Annotated in this window: 17 protein-coding genes; 9 read left to right on the forward strand and 8 right to left on the reverse strand. The window is 66.2% G+C overall.

Annotation, left to right across the window (positions count from 1 at the left end; translation table 11 throughout):
- Nucleotides 1-45: 45 nt before the first annotated feature.
- Nucleotides 46-645, forward strand: a complete 600-nt coding sequence (locus tag XH89_RS35195; protein ID WP_194464861.1) for a PadR family transcriptional regulator — start codon at nucleotides 46-48, stop codon at nucleotides 643-645.
- A 360-nt stretch (nucleotides 646-1,005) separates the two neighbouring features.
- On the forward strand, nucleotides 1,006-4,473 hold the full coding sequence (locus tag XH89_RS35200; RefSeq protein ID WP_194464862.1) for a tetratricopeptide repeat protein: 3,468 nt from the start codon (nucleotides 1,006-1,008) through the stop codon (nucleotides 4,471-4,473).
- Nucleotides 4,474-4,635: 162 nt separating this feature from the next.
- Here the strand turns inward: XH89_RS35200 and XH89_RS35205 are convergent, their stop codons facing one another.
- Together XH89_RS35205 and XH89_RS35210 are read right to left on the reverse strand one after the other, a co-directional pair.
- Nucleotides 4,636-5,409: an MBL fold metallo-hydrolase gene (locus XH89_RS35205; protein ID WP_194464863.1), complete on the reverse strand. Its 774-nt coding sequence runs from the start codon at nucleotides 5,407-5,409 to the stop codon at nucleotides 4,636-4,638.
- 12 nt (nucleotides 5,410-5,421) lie between these two features.
- Nucleotides 5,422-6,330 carry a DMT family transporter gene (locus tag XH89_RS35210; RefSeq protein WP_194464864.1) on the reverse strand — a complete coding sequence of 303 codons (909 nt, stop codon included), beginning with the start codon at nucleotides 6,328-6,330 and terminating at the stop codon, nucleotides 5,422-5,424.
- Nucleotides 6,331-6,428: 98 nt separating this feature from the next.
- Between XH89_RS35210 and XH89_RS35215 the strand changes: the two genes are divergently transcribed.
- Complete coding sequence (locus XH89_RS35215) at nucleotides 6,429-7,289, forward strand: LysR family transcriptional regulator (RefSeq protein ID WP_194468722.1); 861 nt, start codon at nucleotides 6,429-6,431, stop codon at nucleotides 7,287-7,289.
- Between the two features lie 135 nt (nucleotides 7,290-7,424).
- Here XH89_RS35215 and pdeM read toward each other — a convergent pair whose 3' ends face one another.
- The 4 genes from pdeM to XH89_RS35235 form a co-directional block, all read right to left on the reverse strand.
- Nucleotides 7,425-8,180 carry a ligase-associated DNA damage response endonuclease PdeM gene (gene pdeM, locus XH89_RS35220; protein ID WP_371825187.1) on the reverse strand — a complete coding sequence of 252 codons (756 nt, stop codon included), beginning with the start codon at nucleotides 8,178-8,180 and terminating at the stop codon, nucleotides 7,425-7,427.
- Nucleotides 8,181-8,275: 95 nt separating this feature from the next.
- A complete protein-coding gene (locus XH89_RS35225) occupies nucleotides 8,276-10,852 on the reverse strand; it encodes a ligase-associated DNA damage response DEXH box helicase (RefSeq protein WP_194464865.1) in 2,577 nt (858 codons plus the stop codon).
- Between the two features lie 163 nt (nucleotides 10,853-11,015).
- On the reverse strand, nucleotides 11,016-12,245 hold the full coding sequence (locus XH89_RS35230; protein WP_194464866.1) for an ABC transporter substrate-binding protein: 1,230 nt from the start codon (nucleotides 12,243-12,245) through the stop codon (nucleotides 11,016-11,018).
- A gap of 118 nt (nucleotides 12,246-12,363) precedes the next feature.
- On the reverse strand, nucleotides 12,364-13,290 hold the full coding sequence (locus XH89_RS35235; protein WP_194464867.1) for a class I SAM-dependent methyltransferase: 927 nt from the start codon (nucleotides 13,288-13,290) through the stop codon (nucleotides 12,364-12,366).
- Nucleotides 13,291-13,343: 53 nt separating this feature from the next.
- Here XH89_RS35235 and XH89_RS35240 point away from each other — a divergent pair, with 53 nt between their 5' ends.
- The 5 genes from XH89_RS35240 (at nucleotide 13,344) to XH89_RS35260 (ending at nucleotide 18,721) form a co-directional block, all read left to right on the forward strand.
- Complete coding sequence (locus XH89_RS35240) at nucleotides 13,344-14,381, forward strand: ligase-associated DNA damage response exonuclease (RefSeq protein ID WP_194464868.1); 1,038 nt, start codon at nucleotides 13,344-13,346, stop codon at nucleotides 14,379-14,381.
- On the forward strand, nucleotides 14,378-16,039 hold the full coding sequence (locus XH89_RS35245) for an ATP-dependent DNA ligase (RefSeq protein ID WP_194464869.1): 1,662 nt from the start codon (nucleotides 14,378-14,380) through the stop codon (nucleotides 16,037-16,039). The genes XH89_RS35240 and XH89_RS35245 overlap by 4 nt, the downstream gene beginning before the upstream one ends.
- Nucleotides 16,040-16,325: 286 nt before the next feature.
- Complete coding sequence (locus XH89_RS35250; RefSeq protein ID WP_194464870.1) at nucleotides 16,326-16,628, forward strand: DUF6460 domain-containing protein; 303 nt, start codon at nucleotides 16,326-16,328, stop codon at nucleotides 16,626-16,628.
- Nucleotides 16,629-16,659: 31 nt separating this feature from the next.
- Nucleotides 16,660-17,394 carry an MBL fold metallo-hydrolase gene (locus XH89_RS35255; protein WP_194464871.1) on the forward strand — a complete coding sequence of 245 codons (735 nt, stop codon included), beginning with the start codon at nucleotides 16,660-16,662 and terminating at the stop codon, nucleotides 17,392-17,394.
- Nucleotide 17,395: 1 nt separating this feature from the next.
- The gene (locus XH89_RS35260; protein ID WP_194464872.1) at nucleotides 17,396-18,721 is read left to right on the forward strand and encodes an MATE family efflux transporter; all 1,326 of its coding nucleotides are present in this window, start codon (nucleotides 17,396-17,398) and stop codon (nucleotides 18,719-18,721) included.
- A 118-nt stretch (nucleotides 18,722-18,839) separates the two neighbouring features.
- On the opposite strand, the gene XH89_RS35265 is transcribed toward XH89_RS35260, so the two are convergent.
- A complete protein-coding gene (locus tag XH89_RS35265) occupies nucleotides 18,840-19,937 on the reverse strand; it encodes a quinone-dependent dihydroorotate dehydrogenase (RefSeq protein WP_194464873.1) in 1,098 nt (365 codons plus the stop codon).
- Nucleotides 19,934-20,278, reverse strand: coding sequence for a DUF952 domain-containing protein (locus XH89_RS35270; protein WP_194464874.1), 345 nt, complete (start codon nucleotides 20,276-20,278; stop codon nucleotides 19,934-19,936). Before XH89_RS35270 ends, XH89_RS35265 begins: the two co-directional genes overlap by 4 nt.
- 301 nt (nucleotides 20,279-20,579) lie before the next feature.
- Here XH89_RS35270 and XH89_RS35275 point away from each other — a divergent pair, with 301 nt between their 5' ends.
- Nucleotides 20,580-21,233: a helix-turn-helix transcriptional regulator gene (locus XH89_RS35275; protein ID WP_194464875.1), complete on the forward strand. Its 654-nt coding sequence runs from the start codon at nucleotides 20,580-20,582 to the stop codon at nucleotides 21,231-21,233.
- The last annotated feature ends 6 nt before the right edge of the window (nucleotides 21,234-21,239 follow it).

Raw genomic sequence — 21,239 nt, forward strand, 5'->3', positions numbered from 1 at the left:
TAAAGTCAAGCCAGATAGTCGGGACTTCTCAAAGGAGCTGGTGCCATGGCGCTCGGCGACGCGATCCTCGCATGCCTGACGGAACGTCCGATGACGGGCTATGAGCTCGCCAAGACATTCGATTCCTCGATCGGCTTCTTTTGGAAGGCCGACCACCAGCAGATCTATCGCGAGCTCTCCAAGCTGCGCGACCGCGGCTACATCCAGGGCCGTGAGGTCGTGCAGACAGGCAAACCCAATAAGCTCATTTATACGCTGACTCCCGAGGGCCGAACAGCGCTGCGGCACTGGGCCGCGCGGCCGAGCACCCCGCCCTCGATCAAGGACGATTTGCTGGTCCGCCTGCATGCGCTCGACAGCATCGACATCGAGCCGATCCGCACCGACCTGATGGACCGGCTGGAGCACCATCGTGACCGGCACGAGAACTACGAGCGCATCCTGAAGAAGCGTTTTCCTGACGGCACGGCGGAGGGCCGGCTCGACCTCGGTAATCTTCTGCTGCTCCAGCTCGGTGCCCGCCACGAGCGGATGGTCGCCGACTTCTGCGAAGAGGCGCTCGAGGCGCTGTCGGCGATGTCAGGCAAGGATAAGGGGACCGGCACGGTGGTGCCGCTGGAGGATGGCAAGCGCGAGAAGAGCTGAGGCGCGGCACCAGTTTCGCCAAGCACTCCGCTGTCATCGCCCGGCTTGACCGGGCGATCCAGTACGCCGAGGCGGCACGGCTGGAATCGAGAAGCCGCGGAGTACTGGATGCCCCGCCTTCGCGGGGCATGACACCGGTTATTGGGTTATCGGGCGCGCCACACGTACCCACTCCCAAGTTCCCGCCGCCCAACTTTAAGACATCAGCGACACATTCCTTAACCCGTTATTTACCGTAACAGGAAAAAGTCGGTTTTCGAGGCAGACGACCCGCGCCAAATCCGATTGTCTTTGCAACCGGCACGCGTGGGGAGGCTGAAGGCGCCGGGTGGGGCGCCGGAGTCGGAACCGGACAGAGTCATGAATTCGCGCGTATCGTGGAGTGTTGACGGCATCGATCCATCCGTCCGGGAGCGGGCCGAAGCTGCTGCGCGTCGCGCCGGCATGTCACTCAACGATTGGCTGAACTCCACGCTCGGCGAGACGGCCCCGCCGAACTTTCGCGGACCTTACGAGCAGCGTCCGCAACACGCACCGAGCCAAGAGAGCCGCGACGTCGCCGACATCCACCAGCGGCTCGACGCGATCACCCAGCAGATCGAACGGATTTCAAAGCCCGCCCCGCGCCAGGAACCTTCTCGTGAGAGAGATGTCTCGCGCGAGCAGGGCGTCGCGCGCCAGCTCAACGACGCGATCTCGCGGCTCGACGCGCGCCTGTCGCAGATCTCGCGGCCCCAGCAGCCGCAACCGCAGCAGGCGCCGCGACCAGCGCCAAGCCCCGTTGAATCGCGCCAGCGCCAGGCCGATGCGGTCGAGCGCGCGGCCGCGCAGGTCTATCGCAACTCGCCACCCCTGAGCCCCGCATCGTTCGACGTCGCCGTGGCCGAGATCACCGCGCGGCAGAGTGAGCTTGATGGCTCTGCACCGCGGCAGATGCCGCCGCGCGCTGCGCCGCCGATCGCGCCGTCTGCCGCGCCTTACGCGCCCCCCATGCCCCCCATGGCGGCGCCGCCCGCTCCTGCCTATGCTCCGCCGCCACCGCAAGCGGGGCCGGATTTCTCGTCGCTGGAACGTCATCTGCTCAAGATCACGAGCCAGATCGAGTCGCTACAGCGTCCTGACAATACCGAGCAGGCCATCAACGGCTTCCGCGCCGAGCTCGCCGAGATCCGCAACGCCATCACCGAGGCGATGCCGCGCCGCGCGATCGAATCGATCGAGAACGAGATCCGCTCGCTGCACCGGCGCATCGACGAGACCCGCTCCAACGGTACCGACGGCCAGGTGCTGTCAGGCATCGAGCGCGCGCTCTCCGACATCAAGCAGGTGCTCCGCACGCTGACGCCGGCCGAGCAGCTCACCGGCTATGACGAGGCGATCCGCAATCTCGGCGCCAAGCTCGATCTGATCCTGCGCGCCAATGACGATCCCTCGACGGTGCAGCAGCTCGAAAGCGCGATCTCGGCATTGCGTGGCATCGTCTCGAACGTCGCCTCCAACGAAGCGCTGGCACGTCTGTCCGAAGACGTGCAGCTGCTGTCGTCCAAGGTCGACCAGGTCACGCGCTCGTCGGGTCACAGCGACAGTTTTGCGGTGCTGGAGCAGCGCATCGCCGCCCTCACCGCCGCGCTGGAAACGCGCGAGCGTCCGGCACCTGCCGAGAGCACCGAACAGCTGGAAGCCGCGATCCGCGCGCTGTCCGACCGCTTCGACCGCATGCAGGTCGGCAACGACTCGGCATCGACCTTTGCGCATCTCGAGCAGCGCGTCTCCTATCTGCTGGAGCGGTTAGAGGCCGCCTCGGATCAGCGCGGCGGTAATTTCGGCCGCGTCGAGGACGGGCTGCACGACATCCTCAGGCATCTGGAGCGTCAGCAGGCCACCTATGCCGCGCTCGCGGAGAGCCGCAACTCGGCACCGCCGCCCGATTCCGGCGTGGTCGATCTGGTCAAGCGCGAGCTTTCCGACATCCGCTTCAACCAGGCCGAGACCAATCGCAGCACCCAGGATTCGCTGGAGGCCGTGCACAACACGCTCGGTCATGTCGTCGATCGCCTCGCCATGATCGAGGGCGATCTACGCGCGGTGCGCACGGCCCCGCCGGCCCCCGCGCCGATGCCGATGGCAGCTCCCTTCGAGCCACCGCCGGTCGCGCGCGAGCAGCGGCCGCCGCAGCCGGAGCAGCCGAAATACGATCCGAAGCCCGAGCTGCCGAATCCCGCGGCCGCGCAGCAGCCGATGCACTCGGCTTTCGTCGCCGCGCCGCGTGAATTCCATGCCGCCGCGCCCGCAGCGCCGCCGCCGGTGCCGGTGGTATCGCAAGCCACACAACCTGTGCCGCCGCGCGCAATCAGCGAGATCCTGGAGCCGCACACGGTGCCGACGCGCGCCGCGATCGCGCCCGAGCTGCCGCCGGATCATCCGCTCGAGCCCGGCACGCGTCCGAGCGGCCGTCCCGCCACGCCGTCGGAGCGCATTGCCGCCTCCGAAAGTGCGATCAGTGAAATCCCGACCGCACCGAAGGAGCCGGTGTCGTCGTCGAGCTTCATCGCAGCCGCGCGCCGCGCCGCACAGGCTGCCGCCGCGCAACCGCCGGAAAAACCGGCGCGCGGCGTCAAGGCTGCGATGGCAGCCCGCGCCAAAGACAGGAGCCAGGCCAAGGTCCAGGGCAAGGTTCAAGGCCAGGAAGGCGGCTCGACCATCACGTCAAAAATCCGCTCGCTGCTGGTCGGCGCGAGCGTGGTCGTGATCGTGCTCGGCGCCTTCAAGATGGCGATGAACCTGCTCGAAGGCGGCAGCGCACCGCCGGCGCCGCAGGCGATGGAGGACACCTCCAGCCGGCCCGCACCGCAGGCGCCGCCGCCGGTCGAGATCAAGCCTGCCGCGCCCGAGCAGGTCACGCCGTCGATGACCTCGCCGACGCCGATCGGCAAGCAGTCCCTGAACAATGCCGCGCCGGCCCCGGTGCCAAACTCCGGCAGCACGGCGTCGGTCGAAATTCCGCCCGCGCCCGCCGCAGCGACGCCGCCCTCGCCTGCCACGGGCAGCGACGTCACCGGTGCGCTGTCCGGCACGAGCCGTGCGCGGCTCGGCATGGTGCAGATCCCGCCGAGCGAGAAGCTGCCTGACGGCATCGGCGGCCCATCCTTGCGCAGCGCCGCGATGAAGGGCGATGCGACGGCGGCCTATGAGATCGGCGTGCGCTTTGCCGAGGGCAAGGGCGTGGCCACGAATTACGACGAAGCCGCCAAATGGTACGACCGCGCGGCGCAGGCCGGCGTGGTGCCCGCGACCTTCCGCCTCGGCACGCTCTACGAAAAGGGTCTCGGCGTGAAGAAGGACGCCGACATCGCCCGCCGCTACTACACGCAGGCCGCCGAGCGCGGCAATGCCAAGGCGATGCACAATCTGGCCGTGCTCGACGCCGACGGCGGCGGACGCGGCGCCAACTACAAGAGCGCGGCGCAGTGGTTCCGCAAAGCCGCCGATCGCGGCGTCGCCGACAGCCAGTTCAACCTCGGCATTCTCTATGCCCGCGGCATCGGCGTCGAACAGAACCTCGCCGAGTCCTACAAATGGTTCAGCCTGGCGGCCGCGCAGGGTGATGCGGACGCATCCGGCAAGCGCGACGACGTCGCCAAGCGCCTCGACCCGCAATCGCTTGCCGCCGCCAAGCTCGCGATCCAGACCTTCAGCGCCGAGCCGCAACCCGACGACGCCGTCAACGTCCCGACGCCCGCGGGCGGCTGGGACAGCGCCCCGCAGGCGTCCACCAAGCCGGCGCCGAAGCCGGTGGCAACGAAGAAGACGGCGTCGGCGGCGCATTAGGGCCCGCATTCCGCGCTCGTGCCCCGCACGTAGCGCAGCGTCTCTTCGACGATGCGCTGCAGAGCCGGGGCCCATCTCACCAAATACCGTGTGGCCATCTGGGTCCCGGTTCTGCGCAGCAGCGTTACACGCTGCAACGCGTCCGGGACACCAGAGAGGGCTCTACGGCGCCTCGATCACCGTCGGCACGCCCGGCTCCAATAACCGCAGCCTTGTCCCGAAACCCAGCACGTCAAACGTCTTGCGCAGGTCCTCGCTGTTCTGGCGGAAATGCGCCCAGCCTTCGGTGTGCACGGGCACGATCATCGCATCGGGAAAGGCGCGCGCGGTCTCGATGGTGTCGTTGGTGTCCATGGTGAGATGGAACGGCCCGCGCGTCTGCGCGGCGCCCGCAAACGGCAGCACCACGCCGCATTTGAAGCGGCGCGCGACTTCGGCGACGCCGTCGAACCAGGTGGTGTCGCCACTGATATAGACCGGGCGCGTGTCCTTGCGGCTCGACTGCACCACGAAGCCGATGACGTCGCCCGACAGCGGCTCGATGCCGGCAGGGCCGTGACGCGCCGGCGTCGCGGTGATGGTCAGCGTGTTGCCGTCATCATCTTTCAGCTGCGTACTCGCCCAGGGCGCGAGCCCCTCGACATGGCCGCCGAGGCGCTTTGCGCCAGCTTCCGTCGTCAGCGCGCGCGGCGCCTTGAGCACGAATTCACGGCCGGAGGTGTCGAGATTGTCCGAATGCTGGTCGTGGCTGAGCAGCACGGCATCAACAGGGCCGATCGCATCGGCATTCATGGCAGGACCGATGGTTTTCTCCAGCTTCACATGCGGCAATTGGTAGGCACCGGGCGCATCGAAGGTGGGATCGGTGAGCAGGCGAAAGCCGTCGATCTCGATCAAGGCGGTGGGGCCGCCGATCAGGGTGATGGTCACAGGCATGAGGGAACTCCTCTACACGGCGGGCTTGGCGGGGCGGGTCACCAGGTAAATGCCGAGCGCCACCGGAATGATCCCCAGCAGGTCACGCGCCTCGACATGCTCGCCGAGCACGATGAAGGCGAACAGCATGCCGAGCGGCGGCATCAGGAAATGATAGGCACTGGCCGCGGTCGCGCCACACACCTTGAGGAGATGAAACCAGAGCCAGTAGGCCAGGATCGAACCGCCGAGCACGAGGAAGGCGAAGGCGCCGATCAGGCTGGGGGTAAAGTCGATGGCGTGCACATCGGCGAAGGTCAGCGCGACCGGCGTCAGCACGATGCCGGCCGCGAGATTCTGCACGCCGTTGCCGATCCACAAACTGCCCTTGGGTGCGAACAGCTTGAACAGGATGGTGCCGGCGACAATGGAGGCGAGCGAGGCCAGCGTGAAGATGATGCCATGCAGTGAGTCAGTGCCGACCGAGAGCCGATGCCAGACGATAGCCGTGACGCCGATGATGCCGAGCAAGAGGCCACTGGCCTTGCGCCAGGTCATGCCCTCGCCGAGCAGGAGTGCGGCAAGCGCGGCCGTGAACACCGGATTGGCCGAGACGATCAGGCCGCCTAGACCGGCGGAGACCGATTGCAGGCCGGTATAGCCGAGCCCGAGATAGAGCGCGTTGTTGGCAATGCCAATCACGGTGAAGACGAGCGCATCGCGCCACGATAGCGACCAGTCGCCACGGATAGCCGTGGCGCCCAGGATCAGGATGCCGGCGAGCGAGAAGCGCGCGGCAAGCAGGATCAGTGGCGGGCAATGGGTGACGCCGATCTTGCCGGCGACGAAGGCATAGCTCCAGAGCAGGCAGAACAGGCCGATGGCGAGCGGCAACGTATTGAAGCGGCTGCGGGGAGCGGGAAGCGAGGTGGCGAGGGACATGAGGGCATTCTCCTGGACCCTCGATCTAGGGACCGGCCTTGCCATTTGGAAATTAAATGATTAACTCGAAACCAGTGGATTTTCGAATGGAGGCTCAGATGCTCGATCTGGAGCTTTTGCGCAGCTTCGTCTCGGTGGTCGAGGCCGGCGGCTTCACCCGCGCCAGCGAGCGCGTCCACCGCACGCAATCGACCGTCAGCCAGCAGATCAAGCGGCTGGAGGAGGATGTCGGCCAGGTGCTGCTGCACCGGGACGGCAAGGACGTGCGCCCCACCGAGGCCGGCGAGCGGCTGCTCTCCTATGCGCGGCGGCTGCTTGCGCTCGCCGAAGAGGCGCGCGACGTGCTGCGCGAGGAAGGCGAAGGCGCGATCCGGCTCGGCATCCCCGAGGATTTTGCGGCGTATCGTCTGGCAAAATTGCTGGGCGCGTTCGCACGCTCGCATCCGAACCTGCGGCTCGACGTGCGCGCCGACCAGAGCAGGAACCTGGCCCGCGATCTCGAGCGCGGCGAGCTCGATCTCGCGCTGTTCAAGCGCGAGGCCGGCGGAAAGGATGCCATCGCGGTGTGGCCGGAAGAGGTGCACTGGGTCACCAGCAAGAGCCATCCCGTCGACGTCAATTTGCCCTCGGTGCCGCTGATCGGCTTTCCACTCGGCTGCCTCTACCGCGCTGGCGCCATTCACGCGCTGGAGAGCGCCGGCCGCGCCTGGCACATGTCCTATATGTCGTCGAGCCTTGCCGGCATCCAGGCTGCGGTTGCCGCCGGCATGGGCCTGAGCATTCTGTCGGAGATGTCGATCCAATCCGATCACCGCGTGCTGACGGCGAAGGATGGCTTTGCGCCGATCAACAAGACCGAGGTGGCACTGATGGCCGCACCGAACGCGACATCCGCGACGTTGCGGCTGGCGGATCGCTTGGCGGAATTCTGCGAGGATGTGCAGGCGAAGGCGGCGTAGTCGTTGCGATCGCTTACCGTCGTCACGGAAGGTCTCGTAGGGTGGGCAAAGGCGCAAAGCGCCGTGCCCACGTTCCCTAAGCCATTGGCAGGTGGTGGGCACGCTACGCTTTGCCCACACTACGAAGCGCGCGGCTCAATAGCACCTTGACGCAGCGATCGCATGGACGCGGCGGTCGCCGAGGAGATGCGCGACGAAGCCGTTCTTCGGAAAGATTTTCGCGAACGCCGCATCGCGGATGCTGAGGCCGCCGGCATAGGCGCCGAAGGCGGGCATCACGGCGCGCATTCCGTCGCTGGCGAAGCAACGCCGCTCCATCGAACGGCCGCGCGCGGAGACGCGCGCCTTGGGATGGAGATGGCCGGCGATCTCGCCGGCTGCGCCTGATGGCTCGTGGCGGAAGGTGATGGGGCCGATCGCGACTTCGTCGGCGACGGTGCCGCCGAGATCTCGCGGCAGCATCGGATCATGATTGCCCGCAATCCAGATCCAGTCGCGCCCCGTTTGGAGCGCGGCAACGGCGTCGCGATCCTCCGCCGACAGCCGCTCATGCGCGGTGCGATCGTGAAAACTGTCGCCGAGCGCGATGACGACTTTCGGATTATGGCGGGAGATGACAGCAGCGAGACGGCTGAGCGTGGCCAGCGTGTCGTAAGGCGGTAGCAGCACGCCACGGGTGGCGAAGCTGGAGCCTTTTTCGAGGTGCAGATCAGACACGACGAGCAGGTGCTGCTCGTCCCAGTACAGCGCGCCGGAGAGGTCGGTGAGAAGCGAGATGCCCGCAACATCCAGTCCACCCGTTGATGTAATCGATAGCGCAACTTGCTCCGTCATGGTCGGGCATAGCCGTTCGAAGAACGGCGTCGCTTCCGCTCGCCTATGCCCGGCCATCCACGTTCTTGCCGCAGCAAGAGAGACGTGGATGCCCGGGACAAGCCCGGGCATGACGATGGGGATAGGGTTGCGCGCCTCACTGGCAAAATTCTCTACGACATCGCCTCTTTGACCAGCTCATCGGCGGCTTCCGCCAACAGCTCGTCCGCAGCTTCGCCATAAACTGACTCGCGGCCGATTTCCAGCATCACGGGGACGGCGAGCGGAGAGACATGGTCGAGTTCCCGATGGGTGATGCGGCCCTGGATGCGCATCAGCATGTCGCTGAGGCGGCGCAGGTCGAGCAGGCCGGTGGCGGCATCGGCGCGCGCGGCGCGCAACAGGACGTGATCGGCCTGGTGCTTGCGCAGGACATCATAGACGAGATCGGTCGAGAACAGCACCTGGCGGCGGCTCTTCTCTTCGCCGGTGTGCCGGCGCGCGATCAGGCCTGAGATGATCGCGCAATTGCGGAAGGTGCGCTTCATCAGGGCGGATTCGGCGAGCCAGGCCTCCAGGTCATCGCCGAGCATGTCGGGGTTAAACAGCGCGTTGAGGTCGATGCGGCCGTCCCTGATCATGGAAGAGAGATCGCGCAGTCCCCAGATCGCCACGGCGTATTCGTTGGCGACGAAGCCGAGCGGCCGGGCGCGGGCGCGCTCCAGCCGGCGCGTCAGGAGCATGCCGAGGGTCTGGTGCGCGAGGCGACCCTCGAAGGGATAGCAGACGATGTAATGCTTGTTGGCACGCGGGAAGCTCTCGACCAGCAACTCGCGCACCGCGGGCACACGGCTGACGTCCTTTTGCAGCGACAGCCAGTCGCGCACCTGCTCCGGCAAGCCCTTCCAGGCGCGCCCATCATCGAGCAGACGACGGACGCGCTCGGCGAGATAGGTCGAGAGCGGGAATTTTCCGCCCATATAGGACGGCACTTTGGGATCCTTGTCATGGGCGCGCGAGACATAGACCTGGTCCTCGACCAGGGTCTCGTAGCGCACCACCTCGCCTGAGAACACGAAGGTGTCGCCGGGCGAGAGGCCTTCGATGAAGGCCTCCTCGATCTCGCCGAGCAGGCGGCCGCCGCGCGCGATCACGCCGGTCGAGCCGCCTGCTTTTCCCTGGCCGCCACCGCGCGAGCGCACCAGCCGCACCTTCAGCATGTCGTCCTCGACGATGGTGCCGACATTCATCCGGTAGCTCTGCCGCACCTTCGGATTGGCGACGCGCCAGCGCCCCTCCTTGTCCTGCTTGATGCGGGCGAAGCGCTCATAGGTCTTGAGCGCATAGCCGCCGGAGGCGACGAAATCGACGACGTCGTCGAAGTCCTGCCGCGACAGGTCCGCGTAGGGCGCGGCGGTGCGGACCTCGGCATAGAGTTCATCGGAGAGAAACGGCTCGCCGCAGGCACAGCCGAGCACGTGCTGGGCCAGCACGTCGAGCGCACCGGTGCGGAGCGGCGGCGTGTCCTGCGCGTTCTCGGCGATGGCATCGATGGCGACGCGGCACTCCAGCACCTCGAAGCGATTTGCGGGCACCAGCACGGCGCGCGAAGGTTCGTCGAGCCGGTGGTTGGCGCGGCCGATGCGCTGCATCAGCCGCGAGGATCCCTTGGGCGCGCCGATATTGACGACGAGATCGACATCGCCCCAGTCGACGCCGAGATCGAGCGAGGAGGTGCAGACCACGCCGCGCAACCGGCCCGCCGACATCGCGTCCTCGACCTTGCGGCGCTGCGCGACGTCGAGCGAGCCGTGATGCAGCGCGATGGCAAGGCCATCGTCGTTCATGCTCCAGAGATTCTGGAACAGCATCTCGGCCTGGCTGCGGGTGTTGACGAAGACAAGCGTGGTCTTGTTGGCCTTGATCAGCTCGTAGATTTCAGGGAGCGCGTGACGCGCGCTGTGCCCGGCCCAGGGCAGCCGCTCGCGGGTGTCGAGCATCTCGACTTCGGGCGGCGCGGCGCCGCCGGCGACGACGATGTCGGCGGCTCGCTCCTCGCCGCCAGGCTGCGGCACCAGGAAGCGCGCGAGCTGCTCCGGCTCGGCCACGGTCGCCGACAGACCGATGGCGCGCATCTGCGGCGCAAGGCGCCACAACCGTGCAAGGCCCAGCGAGAGCAGATCGCCGCGCTTGGAGGTCACCAGCGCGTGCAGCTCGTCGAGCACGATGCGCTTCAGCGAGGAGAACAGGAACGGCGCATCGTCGGAGGACAGCAAGAGCGCGAGCTGCTCCGGCGTCGTCAGCAGAATGTCGGGCGGATAGCGCCGCTGGCGCTGGCGGCGCGACACCGGCGTGTCGCCGGTGCGGGTCTCGACCTTGATCGGCAGCGCCATCTCGGCGATCGGCCGTTCCAGATTGCGCGCGATGTCGACGGCGAGCGCCTTCAGCGGCGAGATGTAGAGCGTGTGCAGGCCGGCACTGCGCTGCACGCTGCGACCGGTCGAGACGACGGATTTCGCAGGGCCCGTCGGCGCGGAGCTCAGCTCCACCAGCGTCGGCAGAAATCCCGCCAGCGTTTTGCCGGCGCCGGTCGGCGCGATCAGCAGTGCGCTGGCGTCCTCGCGGGCCTTCTCCAGCAGCGCAAGCTGATGCTCGCGCGGCACCCAGCCACGGGCCGCAAACCACTTTTGGAAGCGGTCGGGCAGCAGCGTGGCCGGCTCGGCCGGAATTTTGAGGATGCGGGGCGGCACGGCGTAAGAGGTAAGCCGTGGGAAGGGGTTCGTCGAGGGGGCGGGAGGTCTCGTAGGGTGGGCAAAGGCGCATCGCGCCGTGCCCACCATCTATCCGGGATCGCGAAAGCCGTGGGCACGCTTCGCTTTGCCCACCCTACGGCATCTCGATTGCCGAGAGAGCCTACTCCGTCACCGGCCTGTCGGACACGTCCCAGTCCTTGCCGTTGAAGCTGGAGATGAATAGCGTCTTCATCGGCGTGTAGTCGTCGGGCGTGTAGCTGTAGTCGACACCGTCAAGGAAGAACGGCGAGTGGAAGCCGTTAAGACGCGAGGCCTGCTTCAGCACGTTTTCGCGGGTCAGCTCGTCGCCGCAGCGACGCAGGATTTCACCCATGGTGACCGCCTGACCGTAGCCCGCATAGGCGATGGTGTTGTCGGGATCGATGGTTGGCAGATATTTCTTGCGCAACTCCTCGAAAGCCATGGGTCCGGGGTCCTTTTCCCATCGACCCGGACCCGCGTCCTTCGAATAGCGGATCGCGACGATGTCCTTGGCGTTTTCGAAGCCCGCGGCGTTGAGGATGGATTTGCCGGTCGAGCCGGCCGAGAGCAGCTGCAGCGGCTTCCAGCCGAGCTCGGCCGCTTTGCGGATCGACTGCGACGACGCCTTGCCGGTCGAGATGTTGTAGAAGACGTCAGCGCCCGACTTGGAGAGATTGATTAGCTGGGAATCGACCGTGGGATCGGTGAGATCGTAGGTCTGCTCCATGATCACAGATGCGGTGCCGCCGGCATCGGCCAGCACCTTCTTGAAGGGTCCAAGGAAGTCGCGGCCGAAATCGTCGTTCTGATAGAGGATACCGATCTTGGCATTCGGCTTCACCGCGACGACATGCTTTGCCAGGATGCGCGCTTCGGTCGGATAGAGCGGCAGGCCCGCCATCGTCCATTTGAACTCTTTCGGGTTATTCCATTTCGACGCGCCGGTGTTGAGCAGCAGCTGCGGCACGCCCTTGGAGTTCAGGTATTTGTGCACGGCGGTCTGCGGCGCGGTGCCGAGCGAGCCGTAGAGCGCCAGCACCTCCTCCTGCTCAACCAGGCGCCGCGTCGCCTCGACGCATTTCGGCGCGCTGTAGGCATCGTCCATGGTGAGGAACTTGACCTTGCGTCCGTTGATGCCGCCCGTCTCGTTCAGCATCTGGAAATAGGCTTCGCCGATGCGGCCCAAGACGCCGTAGAGCGAGCCGGGACCGGAATGCGGCACGGTCTGGCCGATCTTGATCTCGGTGTCGCTGGCGCCGGCATCGTATTTCTTCTCGGCGGCCCACACGTAGGGTGCGGGCAACACGGATGCGGCGATGGTGGCGAGCGCGGCGGCGCTGACATCGCGCCGCGATGGATTCTTGGTCATTGTTGTTTCTCTCCCTGGTGCTGCGCATTGTGCTGGCATCGCCACGCAGCTCGCAAGCAGGAAGTCGCCGCTTTGCGACGCAATGACGCTTAAATTGCAGGGGATCTAGCGCCTAGACTCAAGTTTTCTCGGCGACGATGACGAGACCGCGCACCGGCTCGTTGTTCTCGTTGCGCGGCGAGCACGGCTCCAGCGTGAGCAGCTTGAGCCCGGCCTTCGCCATCGCACCACGCACATATTCCGCCGAATGGGCATAGCGCAGCCCTTCTCCGAGCACGATGCCATCGCCGTCATGCGTCTCCACCGTGAAGGCGAGCACGCCGCCGGAGACGAGCACGCGCCTGGCCTCGTTCAGAACAGGCGCGAGATCGGAGAGATAGACGAACGCATCCGCGGCGACGACGAGGTTTGCGCTTGCATCAGGCTTGGCGCGCAGGCCCTCGATCATGTCGGCGACCTCGAGCTCGGCGTAGAGGCCGGTGGCGCGCGCCTCCTTGATCATGCCCGATGACAGATCGATGCCGATGAAATGGTCGACCTGCTTGGCGAAAGCGGCGGCCGCGAGGCCAGTGCCGCAGCCAAGATCGATGGTGCGCTTGAAGTAGGCCGGCTTCTTCGCCGCGACACGCGCGGCCAGCACCGCCTTGAAGATCAGGCTAGGGGCGCGATAGCCGAGATCGTTGATCAGCGCATGCTCGAAGCGCGGCGCATATTGGTCGAACAGCGCCTGCACATAGGCCTTGGGCATCTCCGCCATCTCGGTGTCGCCGAGCCGCATCAGATGCAGGCCGGCGCCGTGCTGATCTTCGGGGTCGGATCGCCGCGCTTCCCGAAACGCTGCGATCGCCTTGTCGCGTTCGCCGAGCTGCTGGCGGATCTCGCCGAGCGTGAACCAGGCCGAGGTGAAGTTTGGCGCGAGCTCGATCGCCTGCTCCAGGAGGTCGGCGGCGGCGGGCAAATCGCCCTTGAGCTGGAGGTCGCGCGCGAACTCGAAACGGCGGTCGGCCATGAGATCGCCGGAGGTCAGGAATAGGCGGAGCGGCATTGGGAACCAGGTGATGACTCGAAGATGCGGTGGAGCGACCTATATAGCAGGGCATGCGCCCGCAAGACATCCTGCTGCCAACTGCTGACGGCCTGTGCTGCAGGCCCGGCGGCTTCCACATCGATCCCGTCCGCCCGGTGGAGCGGGCCCTCATCACCCACGGCCATTCCGACCACGCCCGCGCCGGCCATGGCGCCGTGCTGGCGACGCAGGAAACGCTCGACATGATGCGGCTGCGCTATGGCGAGAATTTTGCCGGATCGACGCAAGTGATCCGCTATGGCGAGGACATCCGACTCGGCGACGTCAAGGTCAAGTTTCACCCGGCCGGCCATGTGCTGGGCTCGGCGCAGATCGCGGTGACCTGCAAAGACACCTGCATCGTCGCCTCCGGCGACTACAAGGATGCGCCCGACCCGACCTGCGTCCCGTTCGAGCTGGTGCCCTGCGATGTCTTCATCACCGAGGCGACGTTTGGGCTGCCGGTGTTTCGCCACGGCGATGCGGCCCTCGAGGTGAAGAAGCTGCTCGCGTCCGTCGCGCTGTTTCCGGAGCGCGCGCATCTCGTCGGCGCCTATTCGCTCGGCAAGGCGCAGCGGGTGATCGCGCTGCTACGCCTCGCCGGCTATGACGCGCCGGTCTATCTGCATGGCGCGATGGAAGCGATCACGCATTACTACCAGAGCCGCGGGATCGATCTCGGCGAGCTCAGGCCGGCGATGGGCGTGAAGAAAGCTCAGCTTGCCGGCACCATCACGCTGGCACCGCCGTCGGCGACGTCGGATATCTGGGCCCGGCGCTTTCCCGACCCCGTCACCGCCTTCGCCTCGGGCTGGATGCGCGTGCGCGCCCGCGCGCGGCAAGGTGGCGTCGAATTGCCTCTGGTGATCTCCGATCATGCCGATTGGGACGGCCTCACCGCGACCATCGCGGCCACCGGCGCCGGCGAGATCTGGGTCACCCACGGCCAGGAAGACGCGCTGGTGCATTGGTGCAAGACGCAAGGTCTGCGGGCGCGGCCGCTCGATCTCGTCGGCTATGGCGAGGAAGAGGAAAGTGCGCCGCCGGCGCAAGGCGAGGCCGAGGCATGAACCGCTTCGCCGAACTCCTGGACCGCCTCGCCTACGAGCCCGGCCGCAACAACAAGCTGCGGCTCATCACCGGCTACTTTCGCGAAGTCGGCGATCCCGACCGCGGCTACGCGCTGGCCGCGCTCACCGGCGCGCTCAGCTTCAAGCACGCCAAGCCCGCGCTGATCCGCGACCTCATCGCTTCGCGCGCGGATGAGGTGCTGTTCGGGCTGAGTTACGACTATGTCGGCGATCTCTCCGAGACGGTTGCGCTGATGTGGCCGAAGACGGCGCTGACCGCCCACAACAACCCGCCTCCCCCGACCCTCACCGAAGTCGTCACCACGCTCCGCACGCTCGGCAAGACCGAGTTGCCCAAGCAGCTCGAGCGCTGGCTCGATGAGTTAGATGAGACCGGCCGCTGGGCGCTGCTAAAACTCGTCACCGGCGCGCTCCGCATCGGCATCTCCGCGCGGCTGGCGAAAACCGCGGCCGCCGCGCTCGGCGACAAGGATCCGCATGAGATCGAGCTGATCTGGCCGGGCCTCAGCCCGCCTTACCTCGACCTGTTCGCCTGGCTCGAAGGCCGCGCCGAGAAGCCTGTCAATCGCGATCCCGCGCCGTTCCGGCCCGTGATGCTGGCGCATGCGATCGAGGACAGTGATTTCGCGAGCCTCGATCCCGCCGACTACATCGCGGAATGGAAATGGGACGGCATCCGCGTGCAGGCGGTGGCGGGCCGCGACGAGCGCGGGCAGATCGCCGCGCGGCTTTATTCGCGCACCGGCGAGGACATCACCGGCAGCTTTCCGGATCTGGTGCCGTCGCTGCGCCTGCCCGGCGCCATCGACGGCGAGCTGTTGATCCTGCGCGAAGGGCGCGTGCAGAGCTTCAACGTCCTGCAGCAGCGGCTCAACCGCAAGGTCGTCTCGCCGAAGCTGATCAAGGAATTTCCGATCCATTTGCGCGCCTATGATCTGCTCGGCGACGACGAGAACGATCTGCGCGAGCTACCATTCGCGGAGCGGCGCGAGCATCTCGAGAGGTTCATCGCAAAGCTCGGCGATCCCCGCATCGATCTGTCGCCCACCGTTCCCTTCGCAAGCTGGGACGCACTCACCGCTGCGCGCGCCGATCCCGCGAGCGCTGGCGCCGGCGAGGATGCCGACGCCGTCGAGGGCGTTATGCTGAAGCGGCGCGAAGCGCCTTATCTCCCCGGACGGCCGAAGGGCCAATGGTGGAAGTGGAAGCGCGATCCGCACATCATCGACGCCGTGCTGATGTATGCGCAGCGCGGCCACGGCAAGCGCTCGTCCTATTATTCCGACTATACCTTCGGGGTCTGGACCGAGACCGAGAATGGCGACGAGCTGGTGCCCGTCGGAAAAGCCTATTTCGGCTTCACCGACGAGGAACTGTTGCAGATCGACCGCTTCGTCCGCCGCAACACCACGGAAAAGTTCGGCCCCGTCCGCCATGTCGTGCACGAGGGCGACAAAGGGCTGGTGCTGGAGGTCGCGTTCGAAGGGTTGCAGCGCTCGCCGCGACACAAATCCGGCGTCGCCATGCGCTTCCCCCGCATCAGCCGCCTGCGCTGGGACAAGCCGCCGCGGGAGGCCGATCGGCTGGAAACGCTGGAAAAAATGCTGAAAGCGGAGGCCGTGGAGCTTGAGGCGTGAGGCATGGCACATGCGCTCCCTCTCCCGCTTGCGGGAGAGGGTTGGGGAGAGGGTGTCTCCGCACTGGGACACTCCCCCAGAGGCGAGAACCCTCACCCGCGCACGGGACGATGCTTCGCATCGCCCGGGGCGCGACCTCTCCCGCAAGCGGGAGAGGTTAGCGAGCCCGCGGCGTCCGCCTATCCGAATTAAAACGCGGTAAGCTGATTGACGGTCGGGTCGGGGTTCCCCATGTCCCCCGCCGTGACCTATAATCGGGGCGAATCCCCGCGAGGAGTTTTCTGCGATGGCCCACGACGTCAGAGATTTGCCGGCCGGCCAAAGCGATGGCCTGCACCGTTTTCTCGGCGGCTCGCCGCTGGCGGTCGCGTTTCGCCTGGTGCTGCTCTCGATCCTGGTCGGCGTCGTGCTGGCCGCGATCGGCTTCGACCCCTGGAACATCCTCATCAGCATTCGCCTGCTGTTCCGGCGTATCTGGGATCTCGGCTTCGACGCCGTGAACTGGCTGTGGCGCTACTTCCTGCTCGGCGCCGTCATCGTGATTCCGATCTGGCTGCTGTCGCGCATCTTCGGCTCGCCGCGCCGTTAAATCCGGGACTGACACAGGGAGCCCGCAGCCGATGCAACTGCGCTTTGTCGGCTGCGGCGATGCCTTCGGCTCCGGTGGCAGGCTCAACACCTGCTTCCATGTCTCCGGACGCGAGGCCAACTTCCTGATCGATTGCGGCGCGTCGGCTCTGCCGGCGCTGAAGCGGCTCGAGATCAATCGGAACGACATCGACCTCATCCTCATCACGCATTTCCACGGCGACCATTTTGCCGGCCTGCCGTTTGTCCTGCTCGAGGCGCAATTCTCGCGGCGGACAAAGCCGCTGACCATCGCGGGGCCTGAAGGCATCGAGATGCGATTGAAGCAAGTGATGGAAGCGCTGTTCGAGCATTCCTCGAAGACGAAGCAGCGCTTCGAGCTCAACATTGTCGAGCTCGCCCCCGGACGAAGCCAAGGCTTCGGCGCAGTGAATGTGACGCCCTACCCTGTCGTGCATGGCGAATCCGGCGGCCCCTTCCTCGCCTATCGTGTCGAGACCGAGGGCCGCACGCTGGCCTACAGCGCCGACACCGAATGGACGGATGCGCTCATTCCACTGGCGCATGGCGCGGACCTTTTCATCGCGGAAGCCTATATGTACGAGAAGGTGGTCAAGAACCACCTCAGCCTGAAGACCTTGGAACAGCATCTTCCCGCCATCGGCGCCAAACGCCTCGTGCTCACCCATATGAGCGACGACGTGCTGTCGCGTCTCGACGCCATCGAACATCTCGCCGCTGAGGACGGCATGGTGCTGGTGTTCTGACATGCACGCGCCCATCCATCCCAGGGTCGGCTCTCGCCAGGTCTTCGCCATCGCGGGTCCCGCGATGGTCGCGAACCTCACGACGCCGCTGATCGGCGTGGTCTCGACCACCGCGATCGGCCGGCTCGACGATGCCGCCCTGCTCGGCGGCGTCGCCATGGCCTCGGTGATCTTCGACTGCCTGTTCTGGCTGTTCGGCTTCCTGCGCATGAGCACGCTCGCCTTCACCGCGCAGGCGCTTGGCGCCGGCGAGACACGCGAAGAGACCGTGATCCTGGTGCGCGGCTTCATCGTCGCCGGCCTGATCGGCGGCGCATTGATCGTGCTGCAACTGCCGCTGGCCGGCGTCCTGTTCGATTTGATGGGTGGCAGCGAAGGCGTGACGCGCGCCGCCAAGACCTATTTCATGATCCGGATCTGGTCGTCACCCTTCGCGTTCGCCAACTACGTTATTCTCGGCTGGCTGGTCGGACTGGCGCGCGCCAATCCGGCGCTCGCGCTCCAGGTCGTCATCAACCTCATCAACATGGCGGCGACGATTTTGCTGGTGCTGGTCTACGACACCGGCATTGCGGGTGCTGCGATCGCCGCGCTGCTGTCGGAGGGCATCGGCTTCGTGCTCGGCGTCATCGTCTGCCGGCGCTATGCCCATGGCGGCTTTGCGGTGCCCCGCGCGATGCTGTTCGACCGCGCCAAGCTGATGCGGCTCCTGGCTGTCAATTCCGACATCATGATCCGCACCGCGGCGCTGATCACCGTGTTCCTGTTCTTCACCGCCAAGGGCGCGCGCGCCGGCGATGTGACGCTGGCGGCGAACTCCGTGCTCAACAACTTCCTGCTGGTCAGCGCCTTCTTCCTCGACGGCCTCGCCAACGCCGCCCAGCAGCTCTGCGGCCGCACCTTTGGCGCGCGCGACGCCAGGGGATTTGCGGATTCGACCCGGCTGGTGCTGCTCTGGGGTCTCGGCTTCGCGCTTGTTGTCGCGGTGGTGTTCGCGCTGTTCGGGCCTGGTATCATCAACTTCATGACGACGAGCGAGGACGTCCGCCGCGCCGCGCGCGAGTTCCTTCCGTTCATCGTGCTGGCGCCGATCCCCGGCGTGTTCGCCTTCGGCTTCGACGGCATCTTTGTCGGCGCCACCTGGGCGCGCGAGATGCGCAATCTGATGCTGGCCTCGCTGGCGATCTTCTTAAGCGTGTGGTGGACGTTGCAATCGTTCGGCAATGCCGGACTGTGGTGTGCGCTGCTCGCGTTCTATGTCGCGCGCGGGGGATTGCAGGGCGCGCGGTATCCGGCGCTATACCGGGCAACGTTTTCGAAGCCGTAGCTCTCTTGTCCCGGACGCGCGAAGCGCGAGCCGGGACCCAGAATGCAGCCACATGGGCCCCGGCTCTGCAGCGCACCGCTGAAGAAGCGCTGCGCTGCGTCCGGGGCACGAGACCGTCTTACATCCCCGGCCAGTCTTCCGCCGTCAGCGTCGCCGCATCCGCGCCGACGATCTCGGACAGCGAATCCCGGCCTGTGCGCAGCAGCGTTGAGGTCAGATCGCGCTTGATCTCGTCGACCAGGCCGAGACCCTTGTAGACCAACGATGAGTAAAGCTGGATCAGGCTCGCGCCGGCGCGGATTTTTGTCAGCGCGGCGCCGCCGGAGTCGACACCGCCGACGCCGATCAGCGGGAAAGCACCCTCGACGCGGACATAGGTTTCCGCGACCATGCGCGTCGACAGGCGGAACAGCGGCCGGCCGGACAGGCCGCCCTGCTCCTTCGACCGCATCTCCTCGCGCAGCGTGCTCGGCCGCGCGATGGTCGTGTTCGACACGATCATGCCGTCAACCTTGCGCGAACGCGCGACCTGCACGACGTCGTCAAGCTGGGCAAGGCTGAGATCGGGCGCGATCTTCAGCAGCACCGGCGTGTCGCCGGCCTCCTGCCTGACACGCTCGCGCGCGTCGATGACGCGTCCGAGCAGGTCGTCGAGCAGCGCGCCTTCCTGCAAATTGCGCAGGCCCGGCGTGTTGGGCGAGGAGACGTTGACGGTGAAATAGCTCGCGACCGGCGCAAAGGTCTCGATTAGCGTGACGTAGTCGGCAACGCGATCGGGCGAATCCTTGTTGGCGCCGACATTGACGCCGATGATGCCGCCATTCTGGGCGCGTGCCGCAAGCCGACGCAGCACGACCTCCGCGCCGTCATTGTTGAAGCCCATGCGGTTGATGACGGCTTCATCCCGCTCGAGCCGGAACAGCCGCGGCCGCGGATTGCCGGCCTGCGGCCTCGGCGTCACCGAGCCGATCTCCACGAAGCCGAAGCCGAGCCGCAGCAGCGCATCGGGCACTTCCGCGCTCTTGTCGAAGCCCGCGGCCATGCCGATCGGGTTGGGAAAGTTGAGCCCGAAGGCACGCACCGCGAGTTTTGGGTCGTCGGTGCGCGGCTTCACCGGCGGCAGGAAGCGCAGGCCCTGGATCGCGAGACGGTGCGCATCTTCCGGATCGAGCCAGCGCAGCACCGGCAGCGAGAAAGCATCGAAAGCGCGAATCACGGGGCAAGCTCCGGGGTGTCGTGGCCGCCATCGGAGCGCATGTTGAGGTTCGTCACCGCAAGCACAGCGCCGAGATCGAGCTCGCCATAGAGATGCGGAAACAGCTCCTCATTGCGCGAGCGTTCCCAGCGCAATTCGGCACCAAGCGCATCACCGTCGACCTCGACCAGAAACAACGCGCGCTGGCCGAAATAGTGCTTGCGCAAGGTCTCCGGAACCTGGGCGGCGGTCGAAAAATGGATGAATCCGTCGCGCGCGTCATCCGCGCTGCCCCGGTACACGCCCTGCCGTTCCGCCTCACGCCAGGCCGAGGCCGGACAGATTTTGTAGATCTTGACCACAGATTGCCGGAGCCCTGTTTGCTCTTCGACTCAGCTCTTTGAGTCTCTTGGGGTTTTTCGTGTGTTACGGGTCTCAAAACCCGGGCGCGACCGTAAAGGCCGCCCCCTCCGAACTCAAGAGATAGAGCTGCTCCATTCGGCTGAAATCGGAACGAGGCTCCAAATTCCTGTTTTGACGCGATTTCTTGACGCGAACCGGCGGTCCCTTCGCCCGAAAACGCTGTGGTGCCCCTTGCGCGAAAAACAGAAAACCGGTTGATTTGAGGATAGTTTTCCTGAGTTGCGACGGGCTGGACCTTCCATGGTCAGACAGGCCAAAGCGCAGAGGATGCTGACCCACGACCAGATCTGGGCCGCACTGGACCGGCTGGCCGCGCGCGCCGGACTGTCGCCGTCGGGCCTTGCCAAGCGGGCCGGGCTCGACCCCACCACTTTCAACAAGTCCAAGCGCGTCACCACTGACGGCCGCGAGCGCTGGCCTTCCACTGAGTCGATCGCGAAGGCGCTGGCGGCTGCGGACTCGTCGATCGAGAGCTTTGCCAGGCTGATCGACGACGACGCGGGCAGCGGCCGTACCGTACCGCTGCTCGGCTTCGCGCAGGCGGGCGCGAGCGGCGCGTTCGACGAACGGGGCTTTCCGTCCGGCAAGGGCTGGGGCGAGATCGCATTGCCGGCCGCCGAGGACATCAGCGCCTTTGCGCTGGAGATTTCCGGCGGCGCACTGATGCCGGCCTATCGCGACGGCGGCGTCATCCTGGTCTCGCCGAACGCGCCGATCCGCAAAGGCGATCGCGTCGTGGTGAAGACGACGGCGGGTGAGGTGATGATCGCGACGCTGAAGCGCCGCACGGCGAAGGCGATGGAGTTGCAGCCACTCGATGCGACGCAGGAAGAGCGGGCGATGGCGGCGAGTGATGTTGCGTGGGTGGCGCGGATCGTTTGGGCGAGCCAGTGAAACTTG

It is taken from the genome of Bradyrhizobium sp. CCBAU 53340 (assembly GCF_015291645.1).
GTDB lineage: Bacteria > Pseudomonadota > Alphaproteobacteria > Rhizobiales > Xanthobacteraceae > Bradyrhizobium.

What these genes read in the sequence shown, in the direction of transcription:
- XH89_RS35195 (WP_194464861.1), top strand. Translation starts at nt 46, where the DNA reads ATGGCGCTCGGCGACGCGATCCTCGCATGCCTGACGGAACGTCCGATG.
- XH89_RS35200 (WP_194464862.1), top strand. Translation starts at nt 1,006, where the DNA reads ATGAATTCGCGCGTATCGTGGAGTGTTGACGGCATCGATCCATCCGTC.
- XH89_RS35205 (WP_194464863.1), bottom strand. Translation starts at nt 5,409, where the DNA reads ATGCCTGTGACCATCACCCTGATCGGCGGCCCCACCGCCTTGATCGAG.
- XH89_RS35210 (WP_194464864.1), bottom strand. Translation starts at nt 6,330, where the DNA reads ATGTCCCTCGCCACCTCGCTTCCCGCTCCCCGCAGCCGCTTCAATACG.
- XH89_RS35215 (WP_194468722.1), top strand. Translation starts at nt 6,429, where the DNA reads ATGCTCGATCTGGAGCTTTTGCGCAGCTTCGTCTCGGTGGTCGAGGCC.
- pdeM (WP_371825187.1), bottom strand. Translation starts at nt 8,180, where the DNA reads ATGGCCGGGCATAGGCGAGCGGAAGCGACGCCGTTCTTCGAACGGCTA.
- XH89_RS35230 (WP_194464866.1), bottom strand. Translation starts at nt 12,245, where the DNA reads ATGACCAAGAATCCATCGCGGCGCGATGTCAGCGCCGCCGCGCTCGCC.
- XH89_RS35235 (WP_194464867.1), bottom strand. Translation starts at nt 13,290, where the DNA reads ATGCCGCTCCGCCTATTCCTGACCTCCGGCGATCTCATGGCCGACCGC.
- XH89_RS35240 (WP_194464868.1), top strand. Translation starts at nt 13,344, where the DNA reads ATGCGCCCGCAAGACATCCTGCTGCCAACTGCTGACGGCCTGTGCTGC.
- XH89_RS35245 (WP_194464869.1), top strand. Translation starts at nt 14,378, where the DNA reads ATGAACCGCTTCGCCGAACTCCTGGACCGCCTCGCCTACGAGCCCGGC.
- XH89_RS35250 (WP_194464870.1), top strand. Translation starts at nt 16,326, where the DNA reads ATGGCCCACGACGTCAGAGATTTGCCGGCCGGCCAAAGCGATGGCCTG.
- XH89_RS35255 (WP_194464871.1), top strand. Translation starts at nt 16,660, where the DNA reads ATGCAACTGCGCTTTGTCGGCTGCGGCGATGCCTTCGGCTCCGGTGGC.
- XH89_RS35260 (WP_194464872.1), top strand. Translation starts at nt 17,396, where the DNA reads ATGCACGCGCCCATCCATCCCAGGGTCGGCTCTCGCCAGGTCTTCGCC.
- XH89_RS35275 (WP_194464875.1), top strand. Translation starts at nt 20,580, where the DNA reads ATGGTCAGACAGGCCAAAGCGCAGAGGATGCTGACCCACGACCAGATC.